This is a genomic window from Actinosynnema sp. NPDC023794 (assembly GCF_040639675.1).
Lineage (GTDB): Bacteria > Actinomycetota > Actinomycetes > Mycobacteriales > Pseudonocardiaceae > Actinosynnema > Actinosynnema luteola.
This window is the reverse complement of the sequence record NZ_JBFAFR010000002.1, coordinates 429,019-447,361: the sequence shown is the minus strand read 5'-3', so window position 1 is coordinate 447,361 and position 18,343 is coordinate 429,019. Positions and strand designations below refer to the sequence as shown.

The 18,343-nt window shown below is 71.5% G+C and carries 19 protein-coding genes; 6 read left to right on the top strand and 13 right to left on the bottom strand.

What is annotated here, in order from left to right:
* Positions 1 to 175: 175 nt before the first annotated feature.
* The 5 genes from AB0H12_RS06690 to AB0H12_RS06670 all read right to left on the bottom strand — a co-directional run bounded on the left by AB0H12_RS06690 (position 176) and on the right by AB0H12_RS06670 (position 3,969).
* Entirely contained in the window at positions 176 to 601 is a 426-nt protein-coding gene (locus tag AB0H12_RS06690; RefSeq protein ID WP_123746079.1) for a helix-turn-helix domain-containing protein, read from the bottom strand.
* A 151-nt stretch (positions 602 to 752) separates the two neighbouring features.
* Positions 753 to 1,232, bottom strand: a complete 480-nt coding sequence (locus tag AB0H12_RS06685; protein ID WP_499621338.1) for a CinA family protein — start codon at positions 1,230 to 1,232, stop codon at positions 753 to 755.
* The gene (gene pgsA / locus AB0H12_RS06680; RefSeq protein WP_499621783.1) at positions 1,229 to 1,762 is read right to left on the bottom strand and encodes a CDP-diacylglycerol--glycerol-3-phosphate 3-phosphatidyltransferase; all 534 of its coding nucleotides are present in this window, start codon (positions 1,760 to 1,762) and stop codon (positions 1,229 to 1,231) included. Before pgsA ends, AB0H12_RS06685 begins: the two co-directional genes overlap by 4 nt.
* Before the next feature lie 47 nt (positions 1,763 to 1,809).
* The gene (gene rimO, locus AB0H12_RS06675; protein ID WP_499621780.1) at positions 1,810 to 3,186 is read right to left on the bottom strand and encodes a 30S ribosomal protein S12 methylthiotransferase RimO; all 1,377 of its coding nucleotides are present in this window, start codon (positions 3,184 to 3,186) and stop codon (positions 1,810 to 1,812) included.
* Between the two features lie 318 nt (positions 3,187 to 3,504).
* Positions 3,505 to 3,969, bottom strand: a complete 465-nt coding sequence (locus tag AB0H12_RS06670; RefSeq protein WP_499621337.1) for a hypothetical protein — start codon at positions 3,967 to 3,969, stop codon at positions 3,505 to 3,507.
* Between the two features lie 159 nt (positions 3,970 to 4,128).
* Between AB0H12_RS06670 and AB0H12_RS06665 the strand changes: the two genes are divergently transcribed.
* From AB0H12_RS06665 to AB0H12_RS06645, 5 genes are all read left to right on the top strand, one after another.
* A complete protein-coding gene (locus AB0H12_RS06665; RefSeq protein ID WP_308257318.1) occupies positions 4,129 to 4,629 on the top strand; it encodes an amino-acid N-acetyltransferase in 501 nt (166 codons plus the stop codon).
* 62 nt (positions 4,630 to 4,691) lie between these two features.
* Positions 4,692 to 5,546 (top strand): MerR family transcriptional regulator, encoded by an 855-nt coding sequence (locus tag AB0H12_RS06660; RefSeq protein WP_499621336.1) that lies wholly within the window; start codon positions 4,692 to 4,694, stop codon positions 5,544 to 5,546.
* 61 nt (positions 5,547 to 5,607) lie between these two features.
* Positions 5,608 to 5,898 carry a hypothetical protein gene (locus AB0H12_RS06655; protein ID WP_499621335.1) on the top strand — a complete coding sequence of 97 codons (291 nt, stop codon included), beginning with the start codon at positions 5,608 to 5,610 and terminating at the stop codon, positions 5,896 to 5,898.
* Positions 5,895 to 6,152, top strand: a complete 258-nt coding sequence (locus tag AB0H12_RS06650; protein ID WP_499621334.1) for a hypothetical protein — start codon at positions 5,895 to 5,897, stop codon at positions 6,150 to 6,152. The genes AB0H12_RS06655 and AB0H12_RS06650 overlap by 4 nt, the downstream gene beginning before the upstream one ends.
* Positions 6,153 to 6,472: 320 nt before the next feature.
* The gene (locus tag AB0H12_RS06645) at positions 6,473 to 6,910 is read left to right on the top strand and encodes a phospholipase (protein ID WP_499621333.1); all 438 of its coding nucleotides are present in this window, start codon (positions 6,473 to 6,475) and stop codon (positions 6,908 to 6,910) included.
* Positions 6,911 to 7,016: 106 nt separating this feature from the next.
* Here AB0H12_RS06645 and AB0H12_RS06640 read toward each other — a convergent pair whose 3' ends face one another.
* Positions 7,017 to 7,703: a glycoside hydrolase family 12 protein gene (locus AB0H12_RS06640; protein WP_499621332.1), complete on the bottom strand. Its 687-nt coding sequence runs from the start codon at positions 7,701 to 7,703 to the stop codon at positions 7,017 to 7,019.
* 250 nt (positions 7,704 to 7,953) lie between these two features.
* On the bottom strand, positions 7,954 to 10,413 hold the full coding sequence (locus AB0H12_RS06635) for an FtsK/SpoIIIE family DNA translocase (RefSeq protein ID WP_499621331.1): 2,460 nt from the start codon (positions 10,411 to 10,413) through the stop codon (positions 7,954 to 7,956).
* A 198-nt stretch (positions 10,414 to 10,611) separates the two neighbouring features.
* Here AB0H12_RS06635 and AB0H12_RS06630 point away from each other — a divergent pair, with 198 nt between their 5' ends.
* Entirely contained in the window at positions 10,612 to 11,391 is a 780-nt protein-coding gene (locus AB0H12_RS06630) for a lysophospholipid acyltransferase family protein (RefSeq protein ID WP_499621329.1), read from the top strand.
* Between the two features lie 18 nt (positions 11,392 to 11,409).
* Here the strand turns inward: AB0H12_RS06630 and AB0H12_RS06625 are convergent, their stop codons facing one another.
* The 6 genes from AB0H12_RS06625 to AB0H12_RS06600 all read right to left on the bottom strand — a co-directional run bounded on the left by AB0H12_RS06625 (position 11,410) and on the right by AB0H12_RS06600 (position 18,334).
* Positions 11,410 to 12,615: an MFS transporter gene (locus AB0H12_RS06625; protein ID WP_499621328.1), complete on the bottom strand. Its 1,206-nt coding sequence runs from the start codon at positions 12,613 to 12,615 to the stop codon at positions 11,410 to 11,412.
* A gap of 396 nt (positions 12,616 to 13,011) precedes the next feature.
* Positions 13,012 to 14,235 (bottom strand): MFS transporter, encoded by a 1,224-nt coding sequence (locus AB0H12_RS06620; RefSeq protein WP_499621326.1) that lies wholly within the window; start codon positions 14,233 to 14,235, stop codon positions 13,012 to 13,014.
* Between the two features lie 268 nt (positions 14,236 to 14,503).
* Complete coding sequence (locus tag AB0H12_RS06615) at positions 14,504 to 15,073, bottom strand: dienelactone hydrolase family protein (RefSeq protein WP_499621325.1); 570 nt, start codon at positions 15,071 to 15,073, stop codon at positions 14,504 to 14,506.
* Between the two features lie 26 nt (positions 15,074 to 15,099).
* Positions 15,100 to 16,782 carry a ribonuclease J gene (locus tag AB0H12_RS06610; protein ID WP_499621323.1) on the bottom strand — a complete coding sequence of 561 codons (1,683 nt, stop codon included), beginning with the start codon at positions 16,780 to 16,782 and terminating at the stop codon, positions 15,100 to 15,102.
* Entirely contained in the window at positions 16,779 to 17,675 is an 897-nt protein-coding gene (gene dapA, locus AB0H12_RS06605; protein WP_499621322.1) for a 4-hydroxy-tetrahydrodipicolinate synthase, read from the bottom strand. Before dapA ends, AB0H12_RS06610 begins: the two co-directional genes overlap by 4 nt.
* A gap of 38 nt (positions 17,676 to 17,713) precedes the next feature.
* Positions 17,714 to 18,334, bottom strand: coding sequence for a TIGR03085 family metal-binding protein (locus AB0H12_RS06600; protein ID WP_499621320.1), 621 nt, complete (start codon positions 18,332 to 18,334; stop codon positions 17,714 to 17,716).
* Positions 18,335 to 18,343 lie beyond the last annotated feature (9 nt).

Here is an 18,343-nt window from a genome sequence, read left to right as displayed (position 1 = left end):
CCTGGGGAGATATCCGGGATCACCCTGAGTCACCCCCCGACTTTCGTCGGCATGGTCATCCTGCCCGTCCGCCTCCCGGGCGACGCGGCGACCCCGTGCGGGGTTGCCAACTCGTTGCAAGCGCCGAAAGCCGAGCCGGTCGGACCGGCTCGGCTCGGGCACGTGTCAACTGGTGTTACGCCGCCACCACCGCGTTGCGCGGCTTGCTGATAGAAGTGGACAGCCGATGCGTCAGCACGGGCTGCAACCGCAGGTCGGACAGGTCGTTGCCGATCACCGCGGGCACCATCGTGCCGCCCTCCAGACCCGCCGACGCGGACGCGGGCGCCCGTTCGGTGAGCTCGGCGGGCGTCGGCACGGGGCGCTGGACGGCGCCGATGTCCGAGGCGACCAGGTGCAGCAGCTCCCACAAGGGCAGGTCCAACGCTTCGCAGATCGCGGCCAACAGCTCGCTGGACGCCTCCTTGCGGCCACGCTCCACCTCGGAGAGGTACCCCAGGCTGACGCGGGCGGTCCTGGAGACCTCGCGCAGCGTGCGGCGTTGGGTGGTGCGGGCATGGCGGAGCCGATCACCGATCGCCTCGCGTAGCAGCACGGTCATCGCGCGCCTCCTTCCGGCCGGCCGTGCCACCACGTTACCGACCCGTCCCGTCGACGGGCAGTGACTTCCCGACACGTCCGCCAAGGGCGAACGAGTGAACTCGTCGGTAAGTTCCCGCGAGGGTGTCCGGGTGTGACGGGGAACGCGCTGCTCACGTCACTCGACGGGGGATCTTGAGGTGGTCGAGCAAGAGGGTCAGCGCCGCCGCAGTCGAACTCTTGCGGACTTCGTCACGACCACCACCCAGAGTGAGCGTTCGGACGAACGTTCCGGACGGACCGGACAAACCGATGTGGACGGTGCCCGGTCCGACGCCGTCCTGCGGGTCGGGACCGGCCACGCCGGTCAGCCCGAGGCCCCACGTCGCGCCGCAGCGCTCCCGCGCGCCCTCGGCGAGCTGCCGGGCCACCTCGGGGTGCACGGCGCCGTGCTCGGCCAGCAACGCCGCGTCCACGCCCGCGAGCGTGTGCTTGAGGTCCGTCGCGTAGACCACGAGCCCGCCGCGCACCACGGCGCTGGCGCCGGGCACGGAGGCCAGCTCGGCGGTCACCAGGCCCGCGGTCAGCGACTCGGCAGTGGCGACCGTCTCGCCGCGCGTCTTGAGGGTGTGGACGACGTCGGCGGCGCTCACGCCCCGGCCACCGCCCGCTTGCCCCTGGCCCGCAGCCGGAACGCGCGGATGACGTAGTCGACGCCCGTGACGACGGTCAGCACCACGGCCACGGCCATCGTGGCCACCGAGACCGCGTCCAACCAGGACGGCAGCGGCAGCACGTACAGGCCGATGGCGACGATCTGCACGAGCGTCTTGGCCTTGCCGCCGCGGCTGGCCGGGATCACGCCGTGCCGGATGACCCAGAAGCGCAGCAGCGTCACGCCGAGCTCGCGGACCGCGATGACCACCGTCACCCACCACGGCAGCTCGCCGAGCAGGCTCAGGCCCACCAGCGCGGCGCCGGTCAGCGCCTTGTCCGCGATCGGGTCGGCGATCTTGCCGAAGTCGGTGATCAGGCCGTGCTTGCGGGCCAGGTTGCCGTCCACGTGGTCGGTGACCGACGCCACGGCGAACACCCCGAACGCGGCCAGCCGCCACCACGGCTGGTGGCCGTCCTCGGCGAACAGGAAGTAGAGGAACACCGGCACGAGCACCAGCCGGGACATCGTCAGCACGTTGGCGATGTTCAGCACCGGCACGCGCGCGGGTTCGGTCACCTCGGCAGCACCTCGATCGCTGTCACGACCAGGTCGACGCCCTCGGACTCGTCGACCCGGCAGCGCACCAGGTCGCCGACCTTGAGGCCGTCGGCGTTGGTGATGACGCACTCGCCGTCGACCTCGGGCGCCTGGTGGGCGGCGCGGCCGACGCAGTCGTTGTCGTCGTCCTCCTCGGTCTCGACCAGGACGACGACCTCCTCGCCGACGCGGTCCTCGGCGCGCTGGGACGTGAGCTCCTCGACCAGGTTGGAGATGCGGGCGACGCGCTCGGCGATCGTGTCGGCGTCCAGCTTGTCCGGCAGGTTCTCGGCCTCGGTGCCGTCCTCGTCGGAGTAGCCGAACACGCCGACCGCGTCCAGCCGGGCGGCGGTGAGGAAGCGCTCCAGCTCGGCCACGTCCTCCTCGGTCTCACCGGGGAAGCCGACGATGACGTTGCTGCGGATGCCCGCACGCGGCGCGAGGGAGCGGATCTGCTCGACCAGGCCGAGGAACGACTCGGTGGAGCCGAACCGGCGCATCCGGCGCAGCACGGGCTCGCTGGAGTGCTGGAAGGACATGTCGAAGTAGTCGGCCACGCCGTCGGTCGTGGCGATGGCCTTGACCAGCGTGGGCTTGGTCTCGGCGGGCTGCAGGTAGGACACGCGGACGCGGTCGATGCCGGGCACCTTCGCCAGCCGCTGCAGGAGCAGCTCCAGGCCGCCCAGCTCGCGGGGCAGGTCCTTCGCGTAGGAGGTGGAGTTCTCGGAGACCAGGAACACCTCGCGGACGCCCTGCTCGGCCAGCCACACCGCCTCGGCCACCACCTCGTCCGGGTGGCGGGAGACGAACGCGCCGCGGAACGACGGGATCGCGCAGAACGAGCAGCGGCGGTCGCAGCCGGAGGCGATCTTCAGCGGCGCCACGGGCGTGTCGGCGAGGCGGGTGCGCAGCACGCGCGGGCCCCAGCCGTGCCCGGGGACCTGGACCTCTTCGGCGGCCTTCGGTCGCTGCACGGGCGTGAGCGGCAGCAGCGTGCGTCGGTCGACCGGCTTGTGGGACTCGATGGCGTGACCGGCCAGGACGTCGTCCAGCCGGTCGGCGAGGTCGGTGTAGTGGTCGAACCCGAGCACGGCGTTCGCCTCGGGCAGGCTGTCGGCCAGCTCGGCGCCGTAGCGCTCGGCCATGCACCCGACCGCGACCACCTTCGCGCCGCTGTCGGCGGCGGCGAGGAGGGTGTCCACGGAGTCCTTCTTGGCGGACTCCACGAAGCCGCACGTGTTGACCACGACCACGTCGGCTTCGTCGTCGACCAACTCCCAGCCGCCGGCGGTGAGGCGGCCGGCCAGCTCTTCGGAGTCGACTTCGTTGCGGGCGCACCCGAGGGTCAGCATGGCGACGCGCTTGGACGTGGTGGGGGAAGACACGGTGCTCAGCGTAACCGGCGCTCGCCCCCTCCCCGTCCGCCCGTGGGGTGTGCTGTCCAGGTCAGGCGCGCAGCAGCGCCTGGACGAGGCGACCGACGTCGGTGGCCGGGTCGTCCGGCCCGAGTCGGGCCGCGCGGGCCGACCTCGCACTTCACCGTGATCGGCGCACGCCGGGCCAGCCGCAATCCGGAGAAGTACCGGCTTCTGGTCTTCTGGCCGTCGCTGACGACGAGCACGTTGTTCCGCTGCGGCGGAACAGCCCGATTCGACCGGCGCGGTGAATTCTCACGCCCGATCATCGCCGGGGCCGTGCCGCACGGCGCCGGCACCGGGTCCCGGTCGACTCCTCCTCCAACTCGAAGAGCTCACCGAATAAAGCAGGATGAGATCCTCGAGAGGTCGAAGCAATGTATTCGTCGCGATTGCGACCGACTTCCACCAGCTCCCCCTCGGCACCCGCCCCGGCGACCGCCTTGCCGAACGTGACGTCACCGCCCGACCGGTCGGACAGGACGTGCTCGCGCCGCCGGGTCGACCTTGAACGGTCGACGCGAATACCGCCGCCCGGACGCCACCGGGCGAACGAGCGCGCACCGCGTCGGACGTGAACTTCAGGCCCCCCGGCAGGTTCGACTTGCCGGAGGCGTCGGCGCCGCAGACGGCCGCGACGGGCAGCACGTCTCGGTCCTCGGCGTAGACCGGCATGAACAGCAGCTCCTGCTCGTCGCGGAACGACCGGTGGTTGCCCATCCCGGAGCTCCGGAGCACCTGACACCTCCGGCAGCGAAGTTCCGAGCCGTTCCACGCCGATAAACCGCGCAGAATCGGCTCCAGGGGCTCGCCTGGGGAGATTTCATCGGGTCGACTGCCGGATAGGCCACCTCCACGACGGAGGGTTACGTTGAGCGCGTGAACGACTCGATCAACGTGCGTCGCGCCCGCACCGGCGACGTTCGGGCGATGAAGGCCCTCATCGACGCGTACGCCGGCAAGGTGCTGCTGTCCAAACCGCTCGTCACGCTGTTCGAGGACATCCAGGAGTTCTGGGTCGCAGAGGAGGACGGTGTGGTCCTCGGGTGTGGCGCGCTGCACGTGCTGTGGGAGGACCTGGCCGAGATCCGCACGGTCGCGGTGTCGCCGCACGCGTTGGGCCGGGGGATCGGCCACCGGATCGTGCACCGGTTGATCGAGACCGCCCGCGAACTGCAGTTGCAGCGGTTGTTCGTGCTGACGTTCGAGACCGGGTTCTTCGGCAGGCACGGCTTCGTGGAGATCGACGGCACGCCCGTCTCCCCCGAGGTGTACGAGGAGATCATGCGGTCGGCCGATGAGGGCGTGGCGGAGTTCCTCGACCTCTCGTACGTGAAGCCGAACACCCTGGGCAACTCGCGCATGCTGCTGCACCTGTAACTGTTCGAGTGTTCACTCGAATAGTCTTGACTCTGCGGACGCCCTCCTCCAAGATCGGCGACGTGGAGCAGTTGACGGTCGACGAGCTGGCGGTCCGGGTCGGCTTGCCGGGCAGCACGATCCGGATGTACCAGACCAAGGGCGTGCTGCACCCGCCCCGCAGGCAGGGCCGCGTCGCCTACTACGACGCCTCCCACCTGGAACGCCTCACCCTCGTCCAGCGCCTCCAGTCCCGCGGCTTCTCCCTGCCCGCCATCGCCGAACTGGTGAAGGCGCGGGAGAAGGGCGCGAGCGTCGCGGCGGTGCTGGGCGTCGGCGAGGCGGAGGGACCGGACGACTGGGTCCGGATCAAGGTCCGCGACATCAGCCGCCTGGTACCGCTCGGCGACGTCCGGCCGCGCGTCCTTCGCCGCGCCGTGCAGCTCGGCCTGGTCCGCTGGCGGCACGGGTGGCCGCACGTCCGCCGCTGGGCGCTGGAAGCGGGCAACCGGCTCGCCGCGCTGACCGTCCCGAGCGAGGACGTGCTGGACAAGTTCGCGAACCTGCGCACGGCCACCGACGGCATCGCGGCCGACTTCGTGGAGGTCTTCGAACGCCGGTTGTGGCCGCAGCTGGCGGAGAACGCCGACCAGGACGACCAGCTCGACCGGATGCGCGCGCTCCTCGTGGAGCTGACCTACACCGCCGAGACGGTCGTCGTCGGCACGCTGCGCGAGTCCATCCGCGAGGCCGCCGAGCAGTTCGCCCGCCGCCACCAACTGCTGCCGAGCGACGACTTCCAACCCGCGTGGGTCGAGGAACCGGTGCCCATCGCGGAACGCCTCATCGAGACGGATGAGGACGACGAGTTCCCCGACGAGCCGACGATCCAGCGGTTCCTCGACCGGGGCGACGACCACGACGAGCCGGGCAGATGACCGCGCTCGGGCCCGCCGAGCGCGGTGCGAACTCCCTGACGTGCCCAGCGATGGAGCACGGGTGCTGATCGAGCTGGTCGAGCCGGTGCGGAGGGGTTCGGCTCGCCCACTCGACCCGGACCGGTCCAGACCGGTCCACGCGCACCCGAGGTCGCTGGGCGCGCCCCGCCCGGCGGGCCTGCCCGTGCCCGACGCGCCGCCGAACGTCGGCGTGCGCGTCGTCGGCGCGGAGCCCGCCGGGCGCGGCGGACATGTCCCGCGAACGGACGGTGACGTCGCCGGGCAGCCGCAAGCGCTTGCCTCGGCCGCGGTCGCGTCGCCGACCGGCTTCTGCACACGGAGGGTGGCGTGATCGCACTGATCGGCGCGTTGGTGGGCCTGCGCGCGGGATACCGGTACGACCGCTCGATCGGCAGGCACCCGTTGCGGTCGGGGGTGAAGCGGTTGGTGTTCTGGGTGCTGGTCTTCGTCGCCGAGTGCCTGGTGGTGCCATCGGTGGCCGCCGCGGTGGGGCCGGTCGTGTGGCTGGTGGCGTTCGGGTACGTCATGGCGGCGGGGCTGGCCGGGCCTTGGGTGTCGGAGTACTACCGCCGGCGTGCGACGTGATCACACCCGTTCGCCGGAACGACCTGTGCCCGAACGGCCCGCGACCGCCGTGCGAAGTGCCGGCGGCGCCTGTGGCCGTGCCGGCGGACCAACCGGCGTCGGCCGAGCACCGGCAGCGCGGTAGGCGGTTCGGCTCGCGCGAAGGGGCGTGACGGCCCAAGAGGTCTGCCCCCGGACGGCCCAGCGGCCGAGTGACCCGGCGATCACGTGCGGGTGAACGTTCACCCGCCGTTGACGCGGTATGAGCCGATCGGGGCTGTTGCGCGTTGATCTCGACCGGTAAGAACCCCTCAAGCCCGAAAACCGAGGGGGAAGAAACAGTGCTCACGAAATCCCTGCGCAATGCTTTCACCGTCGTGCTCGCCTCGCTCGCCCTGCTGGTCGGCGTCGGCACCGGTGTCGGCCAGGCGGCCATCAACGCGCCCGCCGTGACCGACGATTACCTCTTCAGCAAGTCCTTGTCGCAGTTCAGCTCCCTGCGCACGCAGCGGCCGTACAGCGACCAGCTCGACTGGTCGTCGGACGGTTGTTCGTGGTCGCCGGACAACCCGTTCGGGTTCAAGTTCCTGCCGGCCTGCCACCGGCACGACTTCGGCTACCGCAACTACAAGCGCCAGGGGCGGTTCAACGAGACGACCCGGCTGAGGATCGACAACAACTTCAAGACCGACCTGTACCACCAGTGCGCGGGCAACTGGTCCTGCAACCGCACGGCGGACCTGTACTACAAGGCCGTGCGCGAGTTCGGCGCGAGCTGACGTTCCGATCGGCGTGATGCTGCGCAGGGGTCCCCGCCCAGGGGACCCCTGCTTTCATTCTGCCGGCAGGGTCTGACAATTTCGGGCGGCCCGTCCGGGCCGGAGGTCAGTTGGTGATCGAGAAGTTGTTCGAGGTGAAGTTCATCCCGCCCGACGACGACGTGATCTCGAAACCGAACTGCGCGTCGCCGACCGTGACGTCGCCGTACCAGCCGCGCGCCTGGATCCACTTCAGCACCGCCAGCAGGTCGACCGTGCCGGCGTTGGTGTTGCTCGTGCGGATGAACGAGAACACCGCGTTGGAGCCGTTGGAACCCCGGTACACGTCCCAGGTGTGGCCGCCGACGGTAGCCGTGGTCTGCCTCGACCCGATCGGCCCGACCGCGCCCTGCTTGTTCATCCAGATCATGATCTCGTAGGCGTGGTTGTTGGCCCAGATGTCGTAGGTCGTCGCGTAGGCGCCCGCGCTCGGCCTGGACACGTTGAAGGAACTGGAAAGCCTGGTCAGGGCGCTGAGCCGCTGATTGATCATCTTCGCCGAGTGGGGGTAGGACTTGACGCCACCGGTGTTCGGGTGGTTCGCCCACACACCCCAGTTGCTGTAGGAGTTCGCCCAGATCGACTGGAACCCGGCGCCGGAGCCCCAGATGTTGTTGCGGACGGTGTACCCGCCGTTCGACCACGTGGCCCACTGGTCGCTGGACGACCAGGCCGCGGCGTGCGCGACACCGGTCGCACCGAGCAGGGATCCCACCAAAGCGACCGCGACCGCGGCCGAGCGCATCCTGTTCATGACGCTTCTTCCCGGGCACCGTTGCCCACTCGTCGCGGCTGTCGAATCGCTTCGATTCACCTGCCGCGCGGGATACCTGGTAAAGCGGCGGAGTGGACGAACTATTGCACCCCAATGGTCCTCGGGTCAACGCCGGGGTGCACGCGCGCAGGACGATTCCAGCGCATTCGACTGGTTCGACCCACTCGTTCGACCGAATTCGACGACCCGCCAAGACGCGCCGATCCGACGCAATGCGCAGAATGAGGGGTCAATCTTCCCCGTCGTCGCCCGAGCCGGAACCGCCGCGGATCAGGTGGACGACCGAGTCCAGCTCGTCCGGCTTGATCAGGACCTCACGGGCCTTCGACCCCTCCGACGGCCCGACGACGCCGCGCGTCTCCAGCAGGTCCATGAGCCGACCGGCCTTGGCGAAGCCGACCCGAAGCTTGCGCTGCAGCATCGACGTCGAGCCGAACTGCGACGTGACGATCAGCTCGGCCGCCTGGATCAGCACCTCCAGGTCGTCGCCGATGTCGTCGTCGATCTCCTTCTTCTCGCCCGCCTTCGCCGCCGTGACGCCATCGGTGTACTCCGGCTGCGCCTGGTCCTTGGCGAAGTTGACGATCTCGGAGATCTCGTCGTCCCCGACGTACGCGCCCTGGACCCGCACCGGCTTCGAGGCGCCCATCGGCAGGTACAGGCCGTCGCCCATGCCGATCAGCTTCTCCGCGCCCGGCTGGTCCAGGATGACCCGCGAGTCGGTCAACGACGACGTGGCGAACGCGAGCCGTGACGGCACGTTCGTCTTGATCAGGCCGGTCACCACGTCCACCGACGGCCGCTGCGTCGCCAGCACCAGGTGGATGCCCGCCGCACGCGCCTTCTGCGTGATCCGGACGATCGCGTCCTCGACGTCGCGCGGCGCGGTCATCATCAGGTCGGCCAACTCGTCCACGATCGCCATGATGTACGGGTACGGGCGGTAGACGCGTTCGCTGCCCGGCGGCGCGGTGATCTCGCCCGACTTGACCTTCCGGTTGAAGTCGTCGATGTGCCGAACCCGGTTGACCTGCATGTCCTGGTAGCGCTGCTCCATCTCCTCGACCAGCCAGGCCAGCGCGGCGGCGGCCTTCTTCGGCTGGGTGATGATGGGCGTGATCAGGTGCGGGATGCCCTCGTACGGCGTCAGCTCGACCATCTTCGGGTCGATGAGGATCATCCGGACCTCGTCCGGGGTGGCGCGCGCCAGCAGGGACACCAGCATCGAGTTCACGAAGCTCGACTTGCCCGAACCCGTCGAGCCCGCGACCAGCAGGTGCGGCATCTTGGTCAGGTTCGCGGTGACGAAGTGGCCCTCGATGTCCTTGCCCAGCCCGATGACCATCGGGTGGTTGTCCTTGACCGTGGACGGCGAGCGCAGCACGTCGCCCAGCCGCACCATCTCGCGGTCGCTGTTGGGCACCTCGATGCCGACCGCGGACTTGCCGGGGATCGGCGCCAGCAGCCGCACGTTGTCCGTGGCGACCGCGTAGGCGATGTTCTTGGTCAGCGCGGTGATCTTCTCGACCTTCACGCCCGGCCCCAGCTCCACCTCGTACCGGGTGACCGTCGGGCCGCGGGTGAAGCCGGTGACCTGAGCGTCGATGGAGAACTGGTCGAGCACGCCGGAGATGGCCTCGATCATCACGTCGTTGGCCTTGCTGCGGGCCTTCGGCGCGTCGCCGTCCTTGAGGATGGTCGGCGGCGGCAGCCGGTAGTCGCCCTCGACCGCGCGCACGGCGATCGCGGCGGGTTTCGGGGTCTCCGGGGTCGCCTTCGGCTTGGGCGTCGGCTTGGCCGCCGGCGGCGGTGGCGGCGGCTCCTCGTCCAGCGGCAGCTCGGGCTGCTCGTCGGTGGCGGTGGCGGCGACGGCCTGGCGGCGGTTGCGGGACGGGCGGCGGAGCTTGGCCGGCTTCTCCTCCGGCTCGGGCTCGGCCCCCGCCTCCTCGGCGCCGAAACCGTCGAGCTGGTCGGGCTTGCGGTGCAGGAGGCTGCCGAGCTTCCCGGGCACGTCGCGGATCGGCAGGTGCGCGAGCAGCAGCACGCCGTAGGCGAAGATCAGCACGAGCAGCGGCCCGGCGACCCACGACGTGAGGCCCTGCGCGAGGAATCCGCCGGAGAGGTAGCCCAACGCGCCACCGGCGTCACGGCGGGCGACCGGGTCCATCGGCAGGCCGCCGGCGAGGTGGAACATGCCGAGGAACCCGACCGCGACCAGGATCGAGCCGATCACCAGGCGTGGCCGCGCCTCGGGGTTCGGGTCGGTGCGCATGAGCGTCACGCCGATCACCAGCAGCACCACGGGGAAGATCACGGCCGGGCCGCCGACGGAGCTGCGCACGGCGACGTCGACCCACTGGCCGACCGGTCCGCCCGCCTGCCACCACACGCCCGCGGCGGTGATCACGGCCACCGCGATGAGCACCAGCGCCAAGCCGTCACGGCGGTGCGCGGGGTCGAGTTCCTTGCCGCGGCCGACCGCGCGGACCACCGAGCCGACGCCGCGGCCGAGCAGGCCCCAGACCCTGCCGACGGAGCCGGACGACTTCTTCGCGGGCGCGCGCTTGGCGGGTGACCGCTTCGAGGCCGGTCGGGACCCGCCGGAACGGGACGCGCTCGCGCGGGCTTTCGACCCGGAGCCGGTGCTGCGGGTCGTGCCCTTGCGCGAGGTTCCAGGTCGGCCGGCCATGGCGTATACGGTAGTCCCTGTCGAATCGCCGCTGCTCCGCAGACGGCGGGCTCGGTCGCCCGGCTGAATTCGATCTGCCGCTCCGCGGCGGGCAGGTCGTTCGCGATCTCGCAGTGGTCCGTGACGTGCGCTGCTCGACGCCCATGGTTGCCCGGAACCCGGTGCGCAGACACCTCGACACGCCGTAGCCTGCCCGTCGTGTCCACACCACTGCTGTGGCGCGTGCTGACCGCCGTCGACCAAGGGGTCGTCGGTCTCAGCGGACGACTCGAAGTCACCGGCGACGTCCCGGCGGACCTCAGGGGACGTCCCCTGCTGCTCGCGTCCAACCACATCGGCAACCTCGACCCCTTCGTGCTCATCGCGGCGTGCCGCCGGATCGGTGTCGCGCCGCGGTTCCTGCTCGCGGGCGGGTTGCTCGACGCGCCGGTCCTCGGGCCCCTGCTGAAGGCGTCCGGCCACGTGCGCGTCGACCGCTCGGCCGCGGACGTCGGCGACGCCTACCACCGCACCGTCGAGGTGCTGCGGCGCGGCGGCGACCCGATCGCGATGTACCCGGAGGGCCGGATCAGCCTCGACCCGGGGCTGTGGCCGGAACGGGGCAAGACGGGTGCGGCGAGGTTGGCGCTCAGCGGCGGGATCCCGGTCGTGCCGGTGAGCCAGTGGGGCGCGCACGAGGCCGTCTACTGGGGCAACACGCACGTCGGCGGGTGGGCCGATGCCAAGCCCTACCTCACGTCCTACTTGCGAGGCCTGCGGAAGCGGCCGACGTTCAAGGTGCACTTCGGCAAGCCGGTGGACCTGTCCGGGCTGGAGGACGGCAAGCCGGGCGACGCGCGGCGGGCCCACGAGCGGATCATGCGCGCGATCACCGCGGGCCTGGTGCCCTTGCGGCCGGACGAGCCGGACCTGCCGAAGTTCCACGACCCCACGCGGCCGACGACGGGCAAGAGCCCGTGGCGCCCGAACCAGGGCTGAGCGCCACGGGCCTGCGGCTCACCCGACCGGCGTCACCTCGCGCAGCCTGCGCCAGGCCAGCGCGGTCATCGCCGCGACCGCGCCACCGGCCACCCAGAACGGCGTCAGCAGACCGGTCCACCGCGCCAGCACCCCGCCGAGCAGCGCGCCCAGCGCGGCACCGCCCACCGAGGCGAGCTGGTACACGCTGCCGACCCGGCCGAGCAGTTCGGTCGGGGTGCTGCGCTGCCGCACGGTGGTCGCCACCGAGCCCCACACGACGGCGTGCACGCCGAACACCGCCATGACGGCACCCGCGAACCACGGGTCACGCGTGAGGGCCAACACCGGATAGGTGAAGGCTTCGACCACGAGTCCCGCCCGGAGGAGCACCCCGTGCCCGAACCGCTGCTCCAGCCGCCCGTAGACCCACGACCCGGTGATCCCGCCGACCGCGCCCGCCGCCACGAACAGCCCGAACCCGAACCCGGTCAGCCCGAGCCGTTGTTCGGCGTAGAGCACCCAGACGGCGAACGCGCCCACACCGGTCAGGTTCATCACCAGCACGCACAACGCCAGCACGCGCATCGACGGGTTGTGCCACAGCCACCGCAGACCCTCGCGCACGTCCGCCCGCAGGGTCGACGGCTCGGGGTCGGGCAGCGGCGGCGACACCGCGACCTTGGCCACGAGCACCACGGTCACCGCGTACGCCACCGCGTGGAACCCCAGCGGCAGCGCCGCGCCGACGGCGAACAGCACCGCGCCGAGCGGCGGACCGGCCAACTGGTTGCCCAGCGTGAAGGTCAGGGTCAACCGGGCGTTGGCCCGACCCAGCAGGTCCTTCGGCACCGTTTCGACGAAGAGCGCGCCGTACGCCGTGTCGGCCAACGTCTCCCCCGTGCCGAGCAGGAACAGCACGAGGTAGATCAGCCACAGCCGGTCCGCGTCGAAGGCGACCACGGCGGCCAGCGCCGCGAGCACACCGGCCCGGGTCGCGTTCACCACCACGATCAACGTCCGGCGGGGCAACCGGTCGGCCAGCGCGCCGCTGGTCAACGCGAACAGCAGCCAGGGCAGTTGCTGGGCGAACACCGCCGAGGCCACGGCGGCGGGGTCCTTGGTCAGCGACGCCACCAGCAACGGCCCGGCGGCCAGCAGCGCGCCGTCGCCGAGGTTCGTGGCCGCGGCCGCCCACCACAGCCTGAGGTAGTCGGGATGATCGCGGAAAAGTCGTGCGGGCATGGCAAAGCTCCTGATGAGTGCGGACGCGCGGCACAACGCGCGAGGACGGGGCGGCGCGCGGGAAGCGCCGCCCGGCCCGCCTCAGCAGGAGCCGGGAACTACGTCAGCGACACGACCCCTGGGAGGCGAGCTCATCAGCCAGGGCCACGAAGGTCTGATCCATCGACCGTCCTTCCGCCGTCATGATCGATTGCCGCGTCAGACCCTAGCGTGACAGCAACAGGCCGGCTACGGCTTCGTCGCGCCGCGGCGGAGCAGCCTGGTCCCGTGGGCGGACGGCCCACCGGAACAGGAGGTCACGATGCGGAACGACAACCGGAACGCGCGCAACAAGAGCTGGGCCCGCAACAAGAGTTGGCGCGGGACCGTGCGCAACAGGGGCTGGTGAGGTCCGGATCAGCCACCCGCGGGCACGCCTGCCGCGGGTGGCTGGTTCGCGCGGTGCCACGCCACCGCGCACGCGAGCGAGCACAGCGCACCCGTCGCACCGGCCACGGCCGTCGCGGTCGCCGGATCCCAGCGGTCGGCCCACAAACCGCCGACGAAGACCGCGAGGCCCTGCGCGGCGACGAGGCCGGACGCCGCCACCCCGATGGCACGGCCCCGTTCGGTGTCGGGCGTCGCCCGCACGAACCCGGTCTGCGTCTGCAGCAGGTACGCCGCGGACGCCGCGCCGGACAGGCTCCACAACGCGAAGGTGAGCACGAGACCGGGCCGGAAAGCGCACAGCACCAAGGGAATCCCCGCGCCGACCGCGAGCGCGCCGACGAGCCGGGCGCGGTGGTGCGCGGGCACGTACCGGACGAACAGCCAGGCGCCGAGCACGCTGCCGAGCGGATCGGCCGCCATGAGCACGCCCACCACCGCCGGTCCGGCGCCGAGTCGATCGGCGTACGGGGCGGCCAACGCCTCGGGCACGACGTACCAGCCGACCAGCCACGCCAGCAGCACCAGCACGCGCCGTCGCGGGTCGGTGGCGATCGACGTGATCACCGCGCGCGCCGAGCCCGCGGTGTCCCGTGCCGCGGTGGCCGGGGGCCGGTCCAGCACGCCGATCCGGATCAGGGCGGCCGACAGCAGGAACGTCACCGCGTCGCCCACCAGCGCGAGCCCTGGGCTGATCGCGGCGACCAGCACCCCACCGCCCGCGAACCCGACCAGTTGCGCGGCCTGGCTCGTCATCTGCCGCACCGCCGAGCCGCGCTCGTACAGGTCGCCGGGCAGCACGTCGGGCAACGACGCGCCCTGGGCGGCGGTGAACGGCGACCCCAGCAGCACCACGACCACGAGCAGGCCGCACAACGCCCACAACGGCAGACCCGGCAGCGCCATCGCCGCGACCAGGACGGCCCGCGACAGGTCCGCGCCGACCATGACCGCCCGCCGCCGGTACCGGTCGGCGAGCCAGGACAGCAGGACCCCGCCGAGCAACGCGGGCAGGAACGTCAACGCGTAGGCGACCGCCGCCCACCACGCCGACTGCGTGCGCCCGTACACGAGGACCGCCAGCGCGACCCGGGCCAACTGGTCGCCGAGGATCGAGAACAGCTCAGCCGCACAGAGGAAGCGGAACTCCCGCAGCCGGAACACCGCGATCACGGCCGGTTCGCTGCGGTTCACCACCACAGCATGGCGACGGCCCGGCGTGGCGCCGGACCGCTGTCCGGTAGCTGCCGGCTACCCGGTCGTGACGGGTCGCGGCGCGGTCGACGGTGGGACGGGTGGGCACCGGTGGTTCCCGGCGCCCACCCCGGGCGGCACGGGATCGCGACCGGTGCCAGCCCGTCGGAGCCGTGGCCGACCACCCCGGGGAGTGCGGATCCCCCGACCCGGGCGGGAAGCCGACGAAGCCCACCGGGCGGAGCACCGCGTTCCCGACGCCTGGCGGTCAGTTCAGGAACGCGAGCACGCGCTCCATCAGCAGCACGGCGGCCACCTCGTCGTACGACGACAGGCTCCGGTCGGCGAACAGGTGCTTGTCGCCGGGGTACAGGAACAGCTCCCCGTCCGCCGCGCCCGCCACCAGGGCACGCGCCGCGTCGAGGTCGCCGTCCTCCACGAACAGCTGGTCGGCGGCCATCGCGTGGACCTGCACCGGCACGCTCGCGGGCCACGCGTCGCCGAACTCCGACACCGGCACGCAGGCGCTGACCAGCAGCGCGCCCGCGGCGCCCGGCTTGGTCTGGGCCAGCAGCTGCGCCGGCAGCACGCCGAGCGAGAACCCCAGGTAGACGACATCGGCGGGCAGGCCCTCGGCGGCGGCGCGGCCACGTTCGGCGATCGTGCCGAACCCGACCGCCTGCACGTAGTCCATGCCGTCACCGATGTCGACGAAGACCCGCCCCTCGAACAGGTCCGGCACGTGGACGGTGTGCCCGGCCTCGGCCAGGCGTTCGGCGAAGCTCGTCACACCGGGCGTCAACCCGTGCGAGTGGTGGAACAACACCAGTTCGGCCACGACAAGTCCTCCCCGCGCGCAGGTGGTCAGTTCACCGGGATGATGGTCGGCACGATCATCGGCCGACGGCGGTAGGTCTCGGCCACCCAGCGACCCACCACGCGGCGCACGGCCTGCGCGATGCGGTGCGAGTCGGTGATGCCCTCGGCCTCCGTGCGGGACAGTTCCATCTCCACCAGGGACACCGCCTGGTCCAACGCCTTCGGGTCGTCGGAGAAACCCCGGCCGGACACGGTCGGCGGCGCGACCGCGCGACCGCTGCTGGAGTCCACGGCCACGGTGATCGCGATGAACCCGCCCTCGCCGAGCACGAGCCGGTCGGACAGGGTCGACTCGCCGACGTCGCCGACCGACAGGCCGTCCACGTAGACGTGGCCCACCTCGACCTTGCCGCTGATCGCCGCCTTGCCGTCGACCAGGTCGACCACCACGCCGTCCTCGGCGATGACGACCCGCTCCGCGTCCACCCCCGTCGCCACGGCCAGCGCCGCGTTCGCCCGCAGGTGCCGCCACTCGCCGTGCACCGGCATCACGTTCGACGGCCGCACGGCGTTGTAGAGGAACAGCAACTCCCCCGCCGGCGAGTGCCCGGACACGTGGACCTTGGCGTTGCCCTGGTGCACGACCGTCGCGCCGAGCCGCGCCAGGCCGTTGACCACGCCGAACACCGCGTTCTCGTTGCCCGGGATCAACGAGGACGCCAGCACGATCGTGTCGCCCGCCCTGATCGAGATCTGCCGGTGCTCGCCGCGCGCCATCCGCGACAACGCCGACAGCGGCTCGCCCTGCGAGCCGGTCGACACGAACATCACCTCGTCCTCGGGCAGCTCCATCGCCTCGTTGAGGTCGACGAACAACCCGTCCGGCACGTTGAGGTAGCCGAGCTCGGCCGCGATGCCCATGTTGCGCACCATCGACCGGCCGACCAGCGCGACCCGCCGCTCGTACTGCACGGCCACGTCCAGCACCTGCTGCACCCGGTGCACGTGGGAGGCGAAGCACGCCACGATCACCCGCTGGTTGGCCTTGCGGACGACGTTCTCCAGCACCGGCCCGATCTCGCGCTCCGGCGCGACGAACCCCGGCACCTCGGCGTTGGTCGAGTCGACCAGGAACAGGTCGACGCCCTCGTCGCCGAGCCGGGAGAACCCGGCCAGGTCGGTGAGCCTGCCGTCGAGCGGCAGCTGGTCGAGCTTGATGTCGCCGGTGTGCAGCACCAGCCCGGCGGAGGTGCGGACGGCGACCGCGACCGCGTCCGGGATGGAGTGGTTGACCGCGAAGAACTCCAGCTCGTACGGCCCGAACGCGCGCCGGTCGCCGTCGGTGATCTCGATCAGCCTCGGCGTCTGGCGGTGCTCCCTGCACTTGGCCGCGAGCAGCGCCAGGGTGAACCGAGAGCCGACCACCGGCAGGTCGGGGCGCAGCTTCAGCAGGAACGGCACCGCGCCGATGTGGTCCTCGTGCCCGTGGGTGAGCACCAGCGCGTCGATGTCGTCCAACCGGTCCTCGATGGCCCGGAAGTCCGGGAGGATCAGGTCGACGCCAGGCTGGTCGTCCTCGGGGAAGAGCACGCCGCAGTCCACGACGAGCAGCCGGCCGGTGTGCTCGAACACCGTCATGTTGCGGCCGATCTCGCCAATTCCACCCAGTGCGACGACGCGCAGACCTCCGTCGGGCAGTGCGGGCGGGGGTGAGTTCGGGTTGATCACGCGTTGACTCCCAATTCGGCCTCGACGGCCTCGATGTCCTCGGTTGAAGCGGGTACCAGCGGCAGCCTCGGGTCACCGACGTCGAGGCCGCGCAGGCGCAGGGCGGTCTTGGCGTAGGTGACGCCGGGCATCCCGCTGAAGGGACGCAGCAGCGGCAGCAGCGACTGGTGGATCGCGGTCGCGCCGGCGACGTCACCGGACTCGAACGCGTCGAGCAGGTCGCGCAGCCGGTCCGCGGCGAAGTGCGCGATCACGCTGACGAAGCCGACCGCGCCGACCGACAGCCACGGCAGGTTCAGCGGGTCGTCACCGGAGTAGTAGGCCAGGTCGGTGGCCGCGATGACCTTGCTGCCCGCGTGCAGGTCGCCCTTGGCGTCCTTCACCGCGACGATCCGCGGGTGCTCGGCGAGCCGCAGCAGGGTCGGCACCTCGATGGGGATCACGGTGCGCGGCGGGATGTCGTACAGCATCACGGGCACGCCGACCTGGTCGGCCACGGCGGTGAAGTGCGCGAACACACCCTCCTGGGTGGGCCGCGAGTAGTACGGGGTGACCAGCAGCAGGCCGTGCGCGCCCGCCGCCTCCGCCTGCTTGGCCAGGTGCACGCTGTGCGCGGTGTCGTACGTGCCCGCGCCGGCGACCACGGTGGCGCGGTCGCCGACCGCCTCGACCACGGCGCGGACCAGGTCCGCCTTCTCCGCGTCGGTGGTGGTCGGGCTCTCGCCGGTGGTGCCGTTGACCACGAGACCGTCGTTGCCCAGCTCGACCAGGTGCTCGGCGAGCCGCTGCGCCCGGTCCAGGTCCACCGCCCCCTCCGCGTCGAACGGGGTGACCATGGCGGTGAGCACGCGGCCGAACGGGCGGCCGGGCGAGGCGGTAGGACTTCCGGTCATATGCGGAAATCTACCGCGTCACCCTCGGCAAGCTGCGACTACATGCTCCGGTCGAGGGCACGCACCAGCCGCACGGCGTCGTCCGCGCCGTCGTACTCGACGCGTGCGGCGGCCCGGCCGAACACGTGCACCAGCAGTTCCGAGACCTGCCCGGTCAGCACCACGGGGTTCGCCCCGCGCTTGGCCACGACCGCCTCGCCGTCCGGGCGGCGCAGCACCACCCCGACCGGGCTCCTGCGGTACATCAGCCGGGCGGCCGGCGCGAGCCGCTGCCACAGCACCGCGTCTCGTACCGGATCGGGTGAACGCGGCTCCCAGTCGTCCCGCGCCCGGCGCACGTCCTCATGGTGCACGAAGTACTCGACGGAGTTCACCAGCTCGTCGATGAGCGCGTAGGGCGAGAACCGGGGCGGTCCGACGCGGACAAGCTCGACCAGCTCGTCCCACGGCCTGGCCGCGTAGGCGTCCTGGACGCGCTGCGTGTGCCCGGCCAGCGGCTTGACCAGGATGCCCGCCGCCGCGTCCGGTCGGTGTTCCCGCAGCACGAGGTGCGCGGCGAGGTCCCGGGTTCGCCACGGGTCGCACAACGTGGGCGCGCCCGGCCCCACCTCGGCGAACAGCTCGGTCAGCAGCCTGCGTTCGTCCTGCGCGACGCCCATGGACCCACG